General features: G+C 70.9%; 19 protein-coding genes. 12 read left to right on the top strand and 7 right to left on the bottom strand.

Features of this window, described 5'->3' with window-relative positions; genetic code table 11:
• Nucleotides 1–6: 6 nt before the first annotated feature.
• The gene (locus OG714_RS28440; protein WP_406125158.1) at nt 7–489 is read right to left on the bottom strand and encodes an NUDIX hydrolase; all 483 of its coding nucleotides are present in this window, start codon (nt 487–489) and stop codon (nt 7–9) included.
• A gap of 111 nt (nt 490–600) precedes the next feature.
• Here OG714_RS28440 and OG714_RS28435 point away from each other — a divergent pair, with 111 nt between their 5' ends.
• Nucleotides 601–2,244 carry a DNA repair helicase XPB gene (locus OG714_RS28435; protein WP_406125157.1) on the top strand — a complete coding sequence of 548 codons (1,644 nt, stop codon included), beginning with the start codon at nt 601–603 and terminating at the stop codon, nt 2,242–2,244.
• A gap of 26 nt (nt 2,245–2,270) precedes the next feature.
• On the opposite strand, the gene OG714_RS28430 is transcribed toward OG714_RS28435, so the two are convergent.
• Nucleotides 2,271–2,453, bottom strand: coding sequence for a hypothetical protein (locus OG714_RS28430; protein WP_406125155.1), 183 nt, complete (start codon nt 2,451–2,453; stop codon nt 2,271–2,273).
• A gap of 330 nt (nt 2,454–2,783) precedes the next feature.
• On the opposite strand from OG714_RS28430, the gene OG714_RS28425 reads away from it, so the two are divergent.
• Entirely contained in the window at nt 2,784–4,823 is a 2,040-nt protein-coding gene (locus OG714_RS28425) for a HelD family protein (protein ID WP_406125154.1), read from the top strand.
• Between the two features lie 13 nt (nt 4,824–4,836).
• Here OG714_RS28425 and OG714_RS28420 read toward each other — a convergent pair whose 3' ends face one another.
• On the bottom strand, nt 4,837–5,529 hold the full coding sequence (locus OG714_RS28420) for a copper homeostasis protein CutC (RefSeq protein ID WP_406125152.1): 693 nt from the start codon (nt 5,527–5,529) through the stop codon (nt 4,837–4,839).
• A 165-nt stretch (nt 5,530–5,694) separates the two neighbouring features.
• On the opposite strand from OG714_RS28420, the gene OG714_RS28415 reads away from it, so the two are divergent.
• A complete protein-coding gene (locus OG714_RS28415) occupies nt 5,695–6,351 on the top strand; it encodes a hypothetical protein (RefSeq protein ID WP_406125151.1) in 657 nt (218 codons plus the stop codon).
• A gap of 27 nt (nt 6,352–6,378) precedes the next feature.
• Entirely contained in the window at nt 6,379–7,452 is a 1,074-nt protein-coding gene (locus tag OG714_RS28410) for a GNAT family N-acetyltransferase (RefSeq protein WP_406125150.1), read from the top strand.
• 55 nt (nt 7,453–7,507) lie between these two features.
• Here the strand turns inward: OG714_RS28410 and OG714_RS28405 are convergent, their stop codons facing one another.
• Both OG714_RS28405 and OG714_RS28400 read right to left on the bottom strand, forming a co-directional pair.
• The gene (locus OG714_RS28405; RefSeq protein WP_406125149.1) at nt 7,508–7,774 is read right to left on the bottom strand and encodes a DUF4031 domain-containing protein; all 267 of its coding nucleotides are present in this window, start codon (nt 7,772–7,774) and stop codon (nt 7,508–7,510) included.
• Nucleotides 7,771–8,145: a hypothetical protein gene (locus OG714_RS28400; RefSeq protein ID WP_406125147.1), complete on the bottom strand. Its 375-nt coding sequence runs from the start codon at nt 8,143–8,145 to the stop codon at nt 7,771–7,773. Before OG714_RS28400 ends, OG714_RS28405 begins: the two co-directional genes overlap by 4 nt.
• A 54-nt stretch (nt 8,146–8,199) precedes the next feature.
• Between OG714_RS28400 and OG714_RS28395 the strand changes: the two genes are divergently transcribed.
• The 4 genes from OG714_RS28395 (at nt 8,200) to OG714_RS28380 (ending at nt 12,265) form a co-directional block, all read left to right on the top strand.
• Nucleotides 8,200–9,111 carry a MurR/RpiR family transcriptional regulator gene (locus OG714_RS28395; protein ID WP_406125145.1) on the top strand — a complete coding sequence of 304 codons (912 nt, stop codon included), beginning with the start codon at nt 8,200–8,202 and terminating at the stop codon, nt 9,109–9,111.
• A gap of 157 nt (nt 9,112–9,268) precedes the next feature.
• A complete protein-coding gene (gene murQ / locus OG714_RS28390) occupies nt 9,269–10,204 on the top strand; it encodes an N-acetylmuramic acid 6-phosphate etherase (protein WP_406125143.1) in 936 nt (311 codons plus the stop codon).
• Nucleotides 10,205–10,220: 16 nt separating this feature from the next.
• Nucleotides 10,221–11,657 carry a PTS transporter subunit EIIC gene (locus OG714_RS28385; RefSeq protein ID WP_406125141.1) on the top strand — a complete coding sequence of 479 codons (1,437 nt, stop codon included), beginning with the start codon at nt 10,221–10,223 and terminating at the stop codon, nt 11,655–11,657.
• 95 nt (nt 11,658–11,752) lie between these two features.
• Complete coding sequence (locus tag OG714_RS28380) at nt 11,753–12,265, top strand: RICIN domain-containing protein (protein WP_406125139.1); 513 nt, start codon at nt 11,753–11,755, stop codon at nt 12,263–12,265.
• Between the two features lie 13 nt (nt 12,266–12,278).
• Here OG714_RS28380 and OG714_RS28375 read toward each other — a convergent pair whose 3' ends face one another.
• Complete coding sequence (locus OG714_RS28375) at nt 12,279–12,974, bottom strand: class I SAM-dependent methyltransferase (protein WP_406125138.1); 696 nt, start codon at nt 12,972–12,974, stop codon at nt 12,279–12,281.
• Nucleotides 12,975–13,025: 51 nt separating this feature from the next.
• Nucleotides 13,026–13,418, bottom strand: coding sequence for a hypothetical protein (locus OG714_RS28370; RefSeq protein WP_406125136.1), 393 nt, complete (start codon nt 13,416–13,418; stop codon nt 13,026–13,028).
• Nucleotides 13,419–13,531: 113 nt separating this feature from the next.
• Here OG714_RS28370 and OG714_RS28365 point away from each other — a divergent pair, with 113 nt between their 5' ends.
• The 4 genes from OG714_RS28365 (at nt 13,532) to OG714_RS28350 (ending at nt 16,078) form a co-directional block, all read left to right on the top strand.
• Nucleotides 13,532–14,371, top strand: coding sequence for a Scr1 family TA system antitoxin-like transcriptional regulator (locus OG714_RS28365; protein ID WP_406125134.1), 840 nt, complete (start codon nt 13,532–13,534; stop codon nt 14,369–14,371).
• Nucleotides 14,355–14,615: a DUF397 domain-containing protein gene (locus OG714_RS28360; protein WP_406125133.1), complete on the top strand. Its 261-nt coding sequence runs from the start codon at nt 14,355–14,357 to the stop codon at nt 14,613–14,615. Before OG714_RS28365 ends, OG714_RS28360 begins: the two co-directional genes overlap by 17 nt.
• Before the next feature lie 103 nt (nt 14,616–14,718).
• Nucleotides 14,719–15,402, top strand: a complete 684-nt coding sequence (locus tag OG714_RS28355; RefSeq protein WP_406125131.1) for an SCO4225 family membrane protein — start codon at nt 14,719–14,721, stop codon at nt 15,400–15,402.
• Nucleotides 15,403–15,469: 67 nt separating this feature from the next.
• Nucleotides 15,470–16,078, top strand: a complete 609-nt coding sequence (locus tag OG714_RS28350) for a TetR/AcrR family transcriptional regulator (RefSeq protein WP_406125129.1) — start codon at nt 15,470–15,472, stop codon at nt 16,076–16,078.
• The last annotated feature ends 75 nt before the right edge of the window (nt 16,079–16,153 follow it).

The following is a 16,153-nucleotide window of genomic DNA, read 5'->3' as shown; positions in this document are numbered from 1 at the left end:
CGGGGGTCAGCTCAGGTAGCGGGCCAGCGCGTGGACGGAGTCCGCCACGAACGTCGGGCGGCCGGCCATCTCCCGCAGCTCGTCCTCCGTGACCCACGCGTGCCAGGCGATCTCGTCCGGGTCGGGGGTGATCTCCTCGTCGACCACCGCTTCATGAAGGCCCAGCCAGTACGGGCTGATCTCGCCCCGGCACAGGTACTTGAAGGCGAACCGGACGGGCACCCGCACCCCGAGTTCCTCGGTGAGTTCACGGGCCGCCGCCTCCTCGTAGGACTCCCCGGCCTCCGCGGCGCCGCCGACCATGAAGTTGTACTGCCCCGGGAACCGGGACATGTCCGCCGCCCGCCGGTGCACCAGGATGCGGCCCTCCCGGTCCCGGCAGACGGTCGTCGCGACGCGGTGCAGCCAGTGCTGCGCGATGGCCTCGCCCCGGTCCACGGTCCCGATTATCCGGTCCTGTTCGTCCACCCGGTCCACCAGTTCGCCCATGGCCTCACCCTCTCAGAGCCCGGCTGTGATCATCGGCCGGTAGTGCACACTGGACGTTTGGCCGTCCCGAGTCCTCCAGGCCCGGCGAGCCCCGCAGAAAGGCAGTCGCGCGTGAATGGCCCCCTCATCGTCCAGTCCGACAAGACCCTTCTCCTTGAGGTCGATCACGAGCGAGCCGACGACTGCCGGCGCGCCATCGCGCCGTTCGCCGAGCTGGAGCGGGCGCCCGAGCACATCCACACGTACCGGGTGACACCGCTGGGGCTGTGGAACGCGCGGGCCGCCGGGCACGACGCCGAGCAGGTCGTGGACGCGCTCGTGGAGTACAGCCGGTATCCCGTGCCGCACGCGCTGCTCGTGGACATCGCCGAGACCATGGACCGCTACGGCCGGCTCACGCTGAGCAAGCACCCCGCGCACGGGCTCGTCCTCACCACCACCGACCGGCCCGTGCTGGAGGAGATCCTGCGGTCGAAGCGGGTCGCCCCGCTCGTCGGCAACCGGCTCGACCCCGACACCGTGGCCGTGCACCCCTCCGAGCGCGGGCAGATCAAGCAGGTGCTGCTGAAGCTGGGGTGGCCGGCCGAGGACCTCGCCGGGTACGTCGACGGCGAGGCGCACCCGATCGAGCTGGACGAGGACGGGTGGGCGCTGCGGCCCTACCAGAAGCAGGCCGTGGAGAACTTCTGGCACGGCGGCAGTGGCGTTGTCGTGCTGCCCTGTGGTGCCGGGAAGACCCTGGTCGGCGCGGGGGCCATGGCGCAGGCCAAGTCGACCACGCTGATCCTCGTCACGAACACCGTCTCCGCCCGGCAGTGGAAGCACGAGCTGATCAAGCGGACCTCGCTGACCGAGGAGGAGATCGGCGAGTACAGCGGGACGCGCAAGGAGATCCGGCCCGTCACCATCGCCACGTACCAGGTGCTGACCACCAGGCGGAAGGGCGTCTACCCCCACCTGGAGCTCTTCGACTCCCGCGACTGGGGGCTCATCCTCTACGACGAGGTGCACCTGCTGCCCGCGCCCGTCTTCAAGTTCACCGCCGACCTCCAGGCACGGCGGCGGCTCGGGCTGACCGCGACCCTCGTGCGCGAGGACGGCCGGGAGTCGGACGTGTTCTCCCTCATCGGGCCGAAGCGGTTCGACGCGCCCTGGAAGGAGATCGAGGCGCAGGGCTACATCGCGCCCGCCGACTGTGTCGAGGTGCGGGTCAACCTCACGGACTCCGAGCGGCTCGCGTACGCCACCGCCGAGGCCGAGGAGAAGTACCGCTTCTGTGCGACCACCGCCACGAAGCGCAAGGTCACGGAGGCGATCGTCCGGCGCTTCGCCGGTCAGCAGATCCTCGTCATCGGGCAGTACATCGACCAACTCGACGAGCTGGGCGAGCACTTGAACGCGCCCGTGATCAAGGGCGAGACCTCCAACGCGCAGCGGGAGAAGCTCTTCGGCGCCTTCCGCGAGGGGGAGATCAGCGTGCTCGTGGTGTCCAAGGTCGCCAACTTCTCCATCGACCTGCCGGAGGCCACCGTCGCCATCCAGGTGTCGGGCACGTTCGGCTCACGTCAGGAGGAGGCACAGCGCCTCGGGCGGGTGCTGCGGCCAAAGGCCGACGGTCACAAGGCCCACTTCTACTCGGTCGTCGCGCGCGACACGATCGACCAGGACTTCGCCGCCCACCGCCAGCGCTTCCTCGCGGAGCAGGGGTACGCGTACCGGATCATGGACGCGGACGAGATCCTCGCGGAGAGCTGAGCACCGGCCGTAGGTGACCCTGGTGGTCACTTACGGCGTATGCCCGCTTCCTCGCCGTACTCACCGAGGACGACCACGCTGAACGCGGCGCCCGCGAACACTTTTATGGCGCGGAGGGCATTGCCCAGGCGATGGGGGTGGGTGCCGCCGGCGACCGGTGTGGCACCGGACGGGCGGACGGGGGCCGGATGAATGGTTGCTGCGCTCATGACTCCATGGTGCGTCTTGGGACATAAGGTCGGCATCGGTCCAGAGAGCCAACCTGCGGGCCGCCCGTGTACGCCTCCGGGCGGACCCGTTCCCCTCCTGGGTGGAGGGGTCGTCCCCTAGGGGACACGCGCGCGGCCGTCGGAGCAGGGCGTCAACGCGGCCATCGGCGCGGGCGTCAACGCGGCCGTAAAACCATTCGCCTCCGCCAGTTGCCCTCACCTAGAATCTCCGCTCTTGCCCGCCTCCCCGCAGGGAGTGCCGCCGCCCGGACGGAAACCGGTCGGCACCACCCACCCAGCAGCCACAGCAGGTCCTCCGGAGGCACCGCCTTGTCCACGCCGACCGACGATCCCCTCTCCCGCGAACGCTCCCACCTCGCCTCCTCCCGTTCCGCGCTGCGCGCCATGCGCGAGGACGCCGAGTCGCTCGACATCAAGGACGTCACGGCGAACTGGGTCAACGCCGCGGTCCTCGCCCGCCAGATCGACGACCGCATCAAGGCGCTGGCCGACCTGAGCGACACCCCGCTGTTCTTCGGCCGCCTGAACTACCTGCACGCACCCGGCGTCGAGCTGGCCGAGGGCGCGGAGGGTGAGCAGTTCTACATCGGGCGCCGGCATGTGCACGACTCCGAGGGCGACCCGATGGTCATCGACTGGCGTGCGCCGGTCTCGCAGCCGTTCTACCGGGCGTCCAAGAAGGACCCGCAGGACGTCTCGCTGCGCCGCCGCTTCGGTTACACGGGCGGCGACCTCACGGCGTACGAGGACGAGCACCTCATGGACCCGGCCGAGGCCGCCGCCACCAGCAAGCTGCTCCAGCAGGAGATCGAGCGGCCCCGCGTCGGCCCGATGCGCGACATCGTCGCGACCATCCAGCCCGAGCAGGACGAGATCGTACGGTCGGGACTCGGCGGGACCGTGTGCGTGCAGGGTGGGCCCGGTACCGGAAAGACCGCCGTCGGCCTGCACCGCGTCGCCTACCTCCTCTACGCCCACCGCGAGCGGCTGGCCCGTACCGGCACCCTCGTCATCGGGCCGAACAGGTCCTTCCTGCACTACATCGAGCAAGTGCTGCCCGCGCTGGGCGAGTTGGCGGTCCGCCAGGGCACGGTGGACGACCTGGTCGCGCACGTCGAGGTACAGGGCACCGACGAGGCACCGGCCGCCGTCGTCAAGGGCGACGCCCGCATGGCCGAGGTGCTGAGGAAGGCCATCTACTCGCACGTCACCGTGCCGACCGAGCCGGTGATGGTGGTGCGCGGCTCCCGCCGCTGGCGCATCCCGGCGTACGAACTCGAAGCCATCGTGCGGGAGTTGCTCGACCGCGACATCCGCTACGGCGCCGCCCGCGATGCGCTTCCGCAGCGCATCGCGCATGTCGTGCTGGTGCAGATGGAGCGGTCCGGGGAGGCGCCGGACGACCGGGTGCAGGACGCCGTGGCCCGCAACGCGGCGGTGAAGGCGGCCGTCAAGGCGGTGTGGCCGCCGGTCGAGCCCGCGAGGCTCGTGCTGCGGCTGCTCACCGACGCGGACTTCCTCGCCACGCACGCGGACGGCATCCTCGACGAGGACGAGCAGAAGACGATCCTCTGGGCGAAGGCGGTGCGGAGCGTGAAGGCCGCCAAGTGGTCGGCCGCGGACGCCGTGTTGATCGACGAGGCGACCGATCTCGTGCAGCGGACGCACTCGCTCGGGCATGTCGTGCTCGACGAGGCGCAGGACCTCTCCCCGATGCAGTACCGGGCGGTCGGCCGCCGCTGCACCACCGGTTCCGCGACCGTCCTCGGCGACCTGGCGCAGGGCACCACGCCCTGGGCTACCCGGAGTTGGGACGAGGCGCTGGCCCACCTCGGCAAATCCGACGGCGTGATCGAGGAGTTGACGGCCGGTTTCCGCGTACCGACCGACGTCATCACGTACGCCTCCCGGCTCCTCCCTCACATCGCCCCGGGGCTGACCCCCGTCGCCTCGGTCCGTGAGAACCCCGGTTTCTTCGACCTCCGCTCCATCACCGGTACGGCCGAAGTGGTCGCCGCCTGCGAGGAGTTGCTGCGCAACGAGGGGTCGACGGGCCTGATCGCCGCCGACGCCCGCATCCCCGAACTGGCGGCGGCCCTCACCGCGGCCGGCATCGGCTACATCGACCCGGGTGAGGAGACGACCGTGGACACCCGCCTGACCCTGGTCCCGGCCTCGCTCGCGAAGGGCCTGGAGTACGACTACGTGGTCCTCGACGAGCCGCAGGCCGTGGTCGACGGCGAACCGGACGAGCGCACCGGCCTGCGCCGCCTGTACGTGTCCCTGACCCGAGCGGTGTCGGGCCTGATCGTCACGCACACGGCTCCGCTGCCCGCCCAGCTCACCTGACCGTAAGGGCGGTTCACGCTCCGTCGAGCACCGCCCGCCACTCGCCCACCGCCGTCGCCGACACCGGCCGCTCCCAGCCCTCCGGACGGGCGGCCCCGCCGATGTGGAAGGCGTCGACCCCGGCGGCGAGCAAAGTCGGTACGTGGCCGAGGCGCAGGCCGCCGCCGACCAGGATGCGCTGCTCGTACCCGGGTTCCCCTCGTAGTGCCGCCTCGCGGAGCAGCGTGGGGAGGCCGTCGTCGACGCCGTCCGGCGAACCGGCGGTGAGGTAGGCGTCCAGGCCCGGCAGGTCCGCGAGTTGTTTGCGCAGGGCGTCACGGTCGGCGGCGCGGTCGATCGCGCGGTGGAACGTCCAGGCGCAGCCGTCCAGTTCGGCGACGACCCGCTCCACCGCGTCCAGGTCGACGCAGCCGTCCGGGGCGAGGAAGCCGAGCACGAACTGGTCGGCGCCGGCGGTCCGCAGCTCCCCGGCGACCCGGACGAGCCGGTCCACGTCGCCCGCGGCGAAGCCGTCCGCGAGGCGCAGCATCACGCGCAGGTCGATGTCGACGGCGGCGCGGATCGCGGCGAAGGTCTCCACCGGCGGGGTGAGTCCGTCGGCCGCCATGTCGGTGACCAGTTCGAGACGGTCCGCGCCTCCGGCCTGGGCGGCGATCGCGTCCTCGGCGCCGAGGGCGATCACCTCCAGGACTGCACGCGTGCTCATAGGACCCCTTCCGTCGTGTTCCCTGGAGCGGCTACAGGTCTAGTCCAATCTCAGGGTACGCGGGCGGGGAGGGGGCCGCGAGATCACCCCCGTCACACCGTCACCCGCGCCCGAAGATGTTCGGTTCCTCCGGCATGGCGGGAACGCGGGAGGAAAATGAGGGGCATGGCCGATCTCGACGCCCTCCGCGCCCGCTGGACCCACGCCCTCGAAGGCGCCCGCACGCCCGCCCGCACACCCGACGGCGGTCCCGACCCCGTGCCGTACGCCGAGAATCTCCTCGGCCGCTGGCAGGAGCCGCAGCGGCACTACCACACGCTCACGCACCTCACCTCGGTCCTCGACCACGTCGACGTGCTGGAGAAACACGCCGACGACCCGGACGTCGTACGGCTCGCGGCCTGGTTCCACGACGCGGTCTACCTCCCGGACCGTTCCGAGAACGAGGAGCGGTCGGCGCGGCTGGCCGAGCGGGCGCTGGCCGAGGCGGGCGTGCCGGAGGCGAAGACCGACGAGGTCGCCCGCCTCGTCCGGCTCACCGTCACGCACGACCCCGCCGACGACGACCGCGACGGCCAGGTGCTGTGCGACGCGGACCTCGCGATCCTGGCCGCGCCGCCGTCGGCGTACGCCGCGTACACGGCCGCCGTCCGCGAGGAGTACCACTTCGTCCCCAACGACGCGTTCCGGGCGGGCCGTTCGGCGATCCTGCGTCAACTCCTCGACCTGCCGAGGCTGTTCAGGACGCCGTACGGGGCGGCGGAGTGGGAGGCGACGGCGCGGTACAACCTGCGCGGCGAGCTGGAAATGCTGTCGCCCTGACCGGCCCGCACCACTTAGCCTGCCCGCATGCGAGACATGGGTGGGGAACAGGTGGAGGCGGCCGTCGCGGAGGCCGTGGCACTGCTCCGGACGGCGACCGGCCAGGACTGGGAGAAGGCCACGGCGGGCCGGCTGGAGTGGAGCTGCCGGTACACCGCCGAGCACATCGCCGGTGATCTCATCTCGTACGCGGGGCAGTTGGCCGGGCGCGCGCAGCACGCGTACGTCCCCTTCGACATCACCTTCGACGAGGGCACCGACAACTCCGGTGCCCTGGACGTCATCGAGACGACCGGCGCCCTGCTGGCCGCCGCGATCCGCACCACGCCCCGCGAGGTACGCGCGTTCCACCCGTACCCGTTCCGCAGCGCGAACCGCGAGGGCTTCGCCGCGATGGGCATCGCCGAGGTGCTGCTGCACACGCACGACATCGCCGAGGGCCTGGGCCTGACCTATCAACCGGCCCCGGAACTCAGCGAGTTCGTGCTCGGCCGGATCTTCCCGCACGTCCGCCCCGGCGCCGACCACTGGCGCACCCTGCTGTGGGCGACCGGCCGCGGCGACCTCCCCGGCCGCGCCCCCGTCACCGGCTGGCGCTGGCACAACAACCTCGTCCACACCACCGACCGCCTCACCCTCCAGGGCATCACCCCCGCGGCCGCCGGCGACCTGGTCTCGGGCGGCGACGGCGGGTTCGAGTGGATCGAGGGCGGCCCGTACGAGGGCACCCGGGAGGCCGCGACCTTCCTGCTGAAGGCCTACATATCGGGCGTGCACCGCCCGGAGTTCGGCGTGTTCGCCCTCGTCCGCCGCGAGGACGGCCGCGCGGTCGGCGGCCTGGGCTTCCACGGCGTCCCCGACGAGGAGGGCCGCGCGGAGGTCGGCTACGACCTGGTGGCGGGCGCCCGCGGCCAGGGCTACGCGACGGAGGCGCTCCGCGCGCTCTCGGAGTGGGCGCTGGCCCGGGACGACGTACGGACCGTCTTCGCGACGATCGAGCGGGACAACCTCGCGTCGCAGGCCGTCGTCACCCGGGCGGGGTTCAGGAAGGTGAGCGAGGACGAGGTCGAGGGCGAGTTCGCCTACGAGTTGGGGCGCTGAGCGACTCCGTTACCGCGTCCACGGCAACTCCGTTACTGTGCGCGCGGCAACTCCGTCACTGCGCCCGCCCCTTGGGCCTGCGCAGCCCCGCCGCCGTCAGCAGCCGGACCACCTCCCGGCTCCTGACCTCCACCGCACCGGCGGCCACCGCGTCCGCGTAACGATGCGACGGGATGTCGTAGTGATCCCGCTCGAAGGCCCGGCGCGGTACGCCCAACTCCTCGGCGAACAGGTGCAGTTCGTCGTACGAGACGTCACTCACGAGGTGGGACCACAGGCGTCCGTGCCCCGGCCAGGCCGGTGGGTCGATGTACACGGTCACAGGGAGCCCAGGTTTCCCACGGCCACGACCTTCACGCCCGCCTTGTGGCAGACCCAGTGCGGGTCGGGTCCGAGTTCCGGTTCGACCTCCAGGGCGTGCGGGTCGCCGGCCGCGCAGACCGGGCAGAGGGGCCAGCGTCCGTACGCCTCCAGCAGCGCGTCCTGCACGTCCTGAGCGACCAGCCCGGCGACGTACTCCACGCCCTCCGGCCACTGCTCCACCCACCACCGCCGCTGCACGATGGACTCCTCCACCATGGACACCACGTCCGCCGCGACGACCTCACCGGCGGCCAGATCGGCCAGCACGAGGGCGCGGGCGGCGTGCAGCGCCTGTTCCAGGGGGCTTATGGGATCACTACTGGGCTCCATGCACCCATTGTGCGCACTCTTGACCGGACCACGGTCCGAAAATATCTTTCAGAGGTGACCCAGGAAGTGAAGGAAATTTTCGGAAGCGCCTCCGGGAGTACGCCACCCGCCGCACTGGCCGCCAAGGTGCGCACCCTCGCCCCCTCCATGACGCGCTCGATGCAGCGCGTCGCCGAGACCGTCGCCGCCGACCCGGCCGGCTGCGCGGCCCTCACGGTCACCGGCCTCGCCGAACTCACCGGCACCAGCGAGGCCACGGTCGTCCGCACCGCCCGCATCCTCGGCTACCTCGGCTACCGCGACCTGCGCCTCGCGCTGGCGGGACTCGCCGCGCAGCAGCAGTCCGGGCGGGCGCCCGCCCTCACCACCGACATAGCCGTCGACGACCCCATCGCGGACGTCGTCGCGAAGCTCGCCTACGACGAGCAGCAGACCCTCGCCGACACCGCCGCCGGACTCGACACCGTCCAGCTCGGCGCCGCCGTCACCGCGCTCGCCACGGCCCGCCGTACCGACATCTACGGCGTCGGGGCGTCCGGGCTCGTCGCCCAGGACCTCACCCAGAAGCTGCTGCGGATAGGTCTCATAGCCCACGCCCACAGCGACCCGCACCTCGCCGTCACGAACGCGGTGCAGCTGAAGGCGGGGGACGTGGCGATCGCGATCACCCACTCCGGGTCCACCGGTGACGTCATCGAGCCGTTGCGGGTGGCTTTTGAGCATGGGGCTACGACCGTTGCGATCACGGGGCGGCCGGACGGGCCGGTGACCCAGTACGCCGATCACATTCTTACGACGTCCACGGCGCGGGAGAGTGAGCTTCGGCCGGCGGCGATGTCGTCCCGGACGAGTCAGTTGCTGGTGGTGGACTGTTTGTTCATCGGGGTCGCGCAACAGACGTATGAGCAGGCTGCGCCCGCGTTGTCGGCGTCTTATGAGGCACTGGCACATCGGCATAGGCGCTGACGGTTCATGGCTGTCTGCGGGCCGGTGGGGGCTGGTCGCGCAGTTCCTCGCGCCCCTTAAAGACGCAGGCTGGCCCATGTTTTTAGGGGCGCGGGGAACTGCGCGACCAGCCACAACGCACCCGCAGACGAGGAACAACAGAAAGAGCCGCTGATCCATGACCTCAACGTCCAACCCCCGTGACCTCCGTGCCGAGTTGGAGTCACTCACCACCGAGGCCTTCCGCCCCGAACTCGCCGGGATCGACCAGCTCCCCACCCTCGACATCGCCCGCCTCATGAACGCCGAGGACGCCACCGTCGCCGCCGCGGTCGCGCAACGCCTCCCCGAGATCTCCGCCGCGATCGACGCCGTAGCGGAACGCATGGGAAGAGGAGGCCGGCTCATCTACATGGGCGCGGGTACCGCCGGCCGGCTGGGCGTGCTGGACGCGTCCGAGTGTCCGCCGACCTTCAACACGGACCCTTCCGAGGTGGTCGGACTGATCGCCGGCGGCCCGGCGGCCCTGGTCACGTCCATCGAAGGCGCCGAGGACTCCCGGGAACTGGCCGAGGCCGACCTCGACGCGCTCGCGCTGACCGCCGACGACACGGTGGTCGGCATCTCCGCCTCCGGACGGACCCCGTACGCGATCGCCGCCGTACAGCACGCGCGCGGACAGGGCGCGTTGACCATCGGCCTGTCCTGCAATGCGCACAGCGCGCTCGCCGCGGCCGCGGAGCACGGCATCGAGGTCGTCGTGGGCCCCGAACTCCTCACCGGATCAACGAGGTTGAAGGCGGGCACGGCCCAGAAGCTCGTGCTCAACATGCTGTCGACGATCACGATGATCCGGCTGGGCAAGACGTACGGGAACCTGATGGTCGACGTACGGGCGTCGAACGAGAAGCTGCGCGCCCGTTCCCGGCGGATCGTCGCGCTCGCGACCGGCGCGGACGACGCGGAGATCGAGCGGGCCCTCGCGGCCACCGACGGCGAGGTGAAGAACGCGATCCTGGTGGTCCTCGCCGGGGTCGACGGCCCGACGGCCGCCCGCCTTCTGGAGGAGTCCGGCGGCCGGCTGCGCGCGGCGCTGACGGCGGCAGACGGCTGACCAGCACGCTCGTGGGGTGAACACCTCGCCCTCTCCCGCCGCCACCGCCGCCGCGATCCTCCCCCTCGTCGGCGGCCCCGCGAACGTCACCTCCGTGGCCCACTGCATGACCCGCCTCCGGCTCGGCCTGGCGGACAGGTCGCTGGTGGACGAGGAGGCGCTACGGGCACTGCCCGGCGTGCTCGGGGTCGTGGACGACGACACGTACCAGATCGTGCTGGGGCCGGGGGTGGTGGCCCGAGTGACCCCGGAGTTCGAGAAGCTGGTCGTTGGCGCTGCCGGTGAACTGGCCGCTCGTGGCGCCGAGTTGAAGGAGGACCAGCGGGCCCGCAACTCCACCCCCGGCAAGCTGCTCCTCCGCCGGGTCGCCAACATCTTCGTCCCCCTCATCCCCGCGCTGATCGGCTGCGGAGTGCTGGCAGGCCTCAACGGGCTGCTGATCAACATGGGTTGGCTCCCGGGAGTGACGGGCGCCCTCTCCGCCATCGCCTCCGCGTTCCTCGCCCTCATCGCGGTCTTCGTCGGCCACAACACGGCGAAGGAGTTCGGCGGGACGCCCGTGCTGGGCGGTGCGGTGGCGGCGGTCGTGGTGTATCCCGGGGTCGCGAAGGTGACCGCGTTCGGGGTCGCCCTCTCCCCCGGCCAGGGCGGGGTGCTCGGCGCACTCGCCGCCGCACTGCTCGGCACGTACGTCGAGAAGTGGTGCCGCACCTGGGTCCCCGCGACGCTCGACGTCCTCGTCACCCCCACCCTGACGGTCCTGATCGCGGGCCTGGCGACGCTCTACGGCCTCATGTACGCGGCCGGCGAGATCTCCACCGCGATCGGCACGGCCGCGAACTGGCTCCTGTCCACGACCGGCCCCTTCGCCGGTCTGATCCTCGGCGGCCTCTTCCTCCCCCTGGTGATGCTCGGCCTGCACCAGGCCCTCATCCCCATCCACACCACCCTCATCGAACAGCAGGGCTACACCGTCCTGTTGCCCATCCTGGCGATGGCGGGCGCCGGCCAGGTGGGTGCGGCGGTGGCGGTCTACTTCCGCCTGCGCCACGACACTTCGATTCGTACGACCATCAAGTCGGCGCTCCCGGCAGGGTTGTTGGGCGTCGGCGAACCGCTCATCTACGGCGTCTCACTGCCGTTGGGCCGCCCGTTCCTGACCGCCTGCGCGGGCGGGGCGGCGGGCGGGGCGTTCGTCGGGTTCTTCGCGACGCTGGGCGACAAGGTGGGGGCGACGGCCATCGGACCGTCGGGGTGGGCCCTGTTCCCGTTGCTGGCGGGGAACAACTCCCTGCCACTGACGGCGGCGATCTACGCGGGAGGCCTGCTGACCGGCTACCTGGTCGGCTTCGTGGCGACCTACGCCTTCGGCCTCACCGGGATCACGGGATCGGCTGCTTCTTCCGACCGCTCCGGTGTCGACGTCGACACCGACACCGAGCGGGTCCGCTGAACGGAACAGCGCAGGACACCCGTCCCCGGGCCCGCCAGGCTGCCCGGCACGCACGGAAAACGCAGCGAACCCGCACGGAAGAACGGAGAAGAGCCATGTTCGAACGACGCAGACTGTTCGCGCTCGTCACCGCGGTGCTGGCGACGTTGGCCCTGGCCTGGGCCGGTGGATCACCCGCGCAGGCCGCGGGCTTCACCCCGATCAACGTCTGGAACTCCAGCCACTGTCTCGACAACGCCACCGAGAACGCCGCGAAGCTCCAGATGTGGTCGTGCACCGGCGGTGCCGAGCAGAAGTGGCTCGAAGGGTTCAACACCCAGACGAGCCTGTTCACGTTCACCAACCAGAACACAGGACGGTGCATCACCGCGCCCGCATCGGGGACGGGCACGGTCACGATGGCGTTCTGCAACGCGGCCGCGGCCAACCAGCAGTGGCGCGTCTACTACGCGGACAACCCGCTCGGGCCGCCCTCGGGCTGGTACGACGTCTGGCAGAACGCGTCGAGCGGGTACTGCCTCTCCACGCCCAGCGTCGGAAACGGCACCCTCATCCAGACGACGCCCTGCGACCCCTCCGACCAGTACGACCGATGGCACCAGCAGTAACCACCGGCCCGACTCACAGGCCGGCTCCCGAGTGCCGGGAGCCGGCCCCGGTCGTCCGCCACACCAGCGTGTACCGCCAGAACAGCCGCCGCCGCAGGCGGGCCCCCGGCAGGATGCGGCAGGCCTCCCGGCGGATCTCCATGAAGGTCATCTCCGGGGGCCGGGTGACAGCGGTCATGGCCACCGGGCGGGACACGGCCCTACGGCCCCGGTTCTTCACCCAGCCCACGACGAGGTTCAGGGCGACGGAGACGACTCCGAGAAGTGAGTCGACGGCACCCTCCTCGCGGGCGCAGCCGACGACCACGAGGGTTCCACCCGGGGCGAGTTGATCGCGGAAGCGGGTCAACGTCTCGGCGAACGGGAGGTGGTGGAGGGCGGCCACACAGGTGATGACGTCGTAGGGACCGGCGGGGATTCCGGCCCGGGCATCGACGACGGCGAAGCCCGCGGGGACACCGGGCGGGGTCAACTCCCTTGCGCAGGCGATGATGTGGGGATCGGAGTCGATCCCCTCGACACCACCCGTGCTCCGTACGGCGAGCAGCCGCACCAGGTCACCGCTCCCGCAGCCCACGTCCAGTGCTCGCCCGAACCTGCGGGGCAACTGCCGTAGCAGCCACGGGTGGTAGTGGGCGTTGTGACTCCAGGGGTGGGCGGAGTTGAAGGCTTCGAGGGCCCGGAGGAGTCGGGGCGGGATCACGGCCATGGGACCAGTCGACCACGGCGGCACCAGGGCGGGCGGCTCAGGGCAGGCGGGTCAGGGCAGGCGGGCTTCGCGGTTGCGTTCCCGTACCCGGGCCCGCAGTACCTCCTCCTGTGCGGCGGGCCCTGTCGACTCCGGCGGGCAGTCCCACTCCCGGCCCCCGCCGACCGGCCGCAACTGCACGTTGCCGCCCACGTGTCCCATCACCTCGCCGATCCGCCCGTCCCGTACGTCCACGGCGTGTGCTCCGACCGGGGGCCGTTCGCCGCGCAGCACGGACGCGAGCTTCTCGGCGGTACGGACGTTGCAGCGCCCCAGCACGACCAGCGCGAACTTCTCGTCGCTCGCACCCGTCACCGGGTCCACGCACAGGGACGGCAGGACGACACCGACACCGGTGAGCGCCTCCCGGAGCGAAGCGACGACTTCTTCCGTCGACCGCAGCATGCCTGACACCTCCACACAGAGTTTGCTGTTCGCAACACAGCGTGGCGGCAACGTGTCTAACCTGGCCATACGGGGAGTCCCAACAAACTCGGGTGTCAGGACAGGGAGTTGCTGTGGCAGGACACAAAGACCTCGACCCGTCGTCCTCACCGCGAGCCCTGCTCGGCGCCGAACTCCGCCACGCCCGCGAGAAGGCGGGCCTCAGCCAGGACGAGTTGGGGCAACGGCTGTTCGTGAGCGGGTCGTTCATCGGGCAGTTGGAGGCGGGGACGCGGCGGATGTTGCCGGAGTACGCGCGGATGCTGGACGCGGAGTTGGGGACGGGGGACTTCTTCGCGCGGAACTGTGGGGCGGCGGCGAAGTCCCAGTATCCGGAGCACTTCGCGGAGGCGGCGGAGGCGGAGACGAGGGCTACGGCCATCCGCGAGTACGCCCCCATGCTGATCCCCGGGCTGCTCCAAACCCCCGCATACGCACGGGCCGTGAACCGCGCCTACGACCCGACGGCACCCGAGGGAACGATCGATGAGTGGGTGGGCGGCCGGATGGAACGGACCCGTCTACTCGACCACCCAACAACGCCTCTGTTGTGGGCCGTGCTTGATGAGGCGGCGCTACGCCGGGAGACCGGTGGCCGGGCAGTCATGGCCGAGGCTCTGCGCCACGTCGTGGACCTGGGCCGCCGGGGCCGCGTCATCACTCAGGTACTGCCGTTCAAAGAAGGCGCACACACAGCGATGAAGGGTGCCATGAAGCTGATGGACTTCGCTGACGCGCCTCCCCTTGTCTACCTGGAGGGAGTTCGCACCGGGCGCCTGGAGGACGACCCGGCCACCGTCACCCAGCTGAGGCTGACCTTCGAACTCCTCGCAGCCGTCGCGCTCTCGCCGGAGAAGTCCCTGGCCATGATCGAGGCGTTGGCGCAGGATTACGCCCATGAGGAACTTTCCTGACTGCGACCTGAGCACTGTTACCTGGCACAAGTCGAGCTACAGCGGCGGCGGGGGCGACAACTGCCTCGAAGTAGCCCGCTGGCGTAAGTCCACGCACAGCGGTGGCGACGGCGGCGACTGCCTGGAAGTCGCCGACGGCCACCCCGCCCTCGTCCCCGTCCGTGACTCCAAGAACCCCCTCGGCCCGAAGCTCGTCTTCCGGGCCGACGCATGGTCCGCGTTCGTCGACAGCCTGACGAACTGAGTCCTTCCGCGCCTCCCCATGGGTACCCGTACTCATGCCTGGGCGCGCTCCCCGGTCCACCGTTGGGTCACCAACCCGGACCGACCCGAAGGACGTGCCCTCGATGCCGCATGCCTCCCGCCCGCGCCGGCTCCTCGCCCTCGCCACGGACAACTGGCCGGCCCGGGCCTACCTGGCCGTCGTAGGCGTCTCGGTCGCGGCGATGTTCATCGTCCCGGAAAGTCCTGTCGCCGCAGGCCCGTTGATCCTCACGGCGCCCTTCTCCCTCCTGAGCGTGCTCCTCCCCTTCGGTCCCGGTACCGAGGGACCGGCGCAGGCGCTGGCGTTCGGCTTCTGGGTGATATGGCTCCTGCTCTGCGCCCTCGTGAACGCCGCCGTGGTCGGCGCCCTGGTGCAGAGATCCACGACGCCCAACGCGCGGAAGAGCACGACCCCGGCACCTCCCAACCGCACCCGCACTCGCATCCGCACCCTGCTGGCACCCGCCGTGGACAACTGGCTCGCGCGCGGGTATCTCGCCCTGGTCGCCGCCGCGTTGGCGTTCTTCCTCTACGCCGTCTACGTGTCGCCCGACCCGGGGTTCGCCGCGCTCTGGCCGACCATGGCCACGGCACCGCTCGGCATCCTCGCCCTCCTGTTCTCGGTCCCCTCGGATTCCAGCCCTCTCGCCTGGCTGAGCCCGCTGCTCTTCACCACCGTCACGGCCCTGTGCGGCCTCTGCAACGCCGTACTGCTGGGCCATCTCGCCCACAAGCTCTCGACGCGGGAGGTGTACCCGACCGCCTGAGAGAACACCTCGTGGGGGTCGGCCCGGGTTACTGTGGACCGTAGAGTCCACTCCAAGGAGGCGAACCGTGCCTGGGCAGCTGACGGCGAAGGGGAAGGCGACCCGGAACCGGATCGTCGAAGGCGCGGCCGCGGTGCTCCGGGAGAAGGGGGTCGCCTCGGCGACGCTGGACGACGTCATGGCCCGCACCCGCACCAGCAAGAGCCAGCTGTTCCACTACTTCCCGGCCGGCAAGGACGAACTGCTCGTCGCGGTAGCCCAGTTCGAGGCGGATCAGATCCTGGAGGACCAGCAGCCGTATCTGAGCTGCCTGGACTCGTGGGAGGCGTGGGCGCGCTGGCGGGACACGGTGATCAAACGCTACGAGGCCCAGGGCGACGCGTGTCCGCTCGGGTCGCTGTTCCAGCAGATCGGGCGCTCGACTCCCGGAGCACGGGCGATCATGATCGAGCTGACGCGACAGTGGCAGGGGAGCCTGGCGGCGGGCATCCGCTCGCTCCAGGCCAGCGGCCGACTCCCCGCCGACGTCGACGTCGAGTCGCGATCCGCGGCCCTGCTGGCCGCGATCCAAGGCGGCGTGTCGATCCTCCTCGCGACGGGCCGCTCCGACCACCTGCGCGCCGCCCTCGACCAGGGAATCGCAGACCTGCGCCGCGAGGGCTCCACTGTGACGTGACCCGGCGCCGGACGGCCCGACCGCCCGACGGACACGTCACACCCCGCCACGGGACCGCCGCTCGACCCCCACCGC

The sequence above is a fragment of the Streptomyces sp. NBC_00989 genome, from assembly GCF_045162655.1.
Classification (GTDB): Bacteria; Actinomycetota; Actinomycetes; order Streptomycetales; family Streptomycetaceae; genus Streptomyces.
This window is presented reverse-complemented; position numbering and strand designations above follow the sequence as displayed.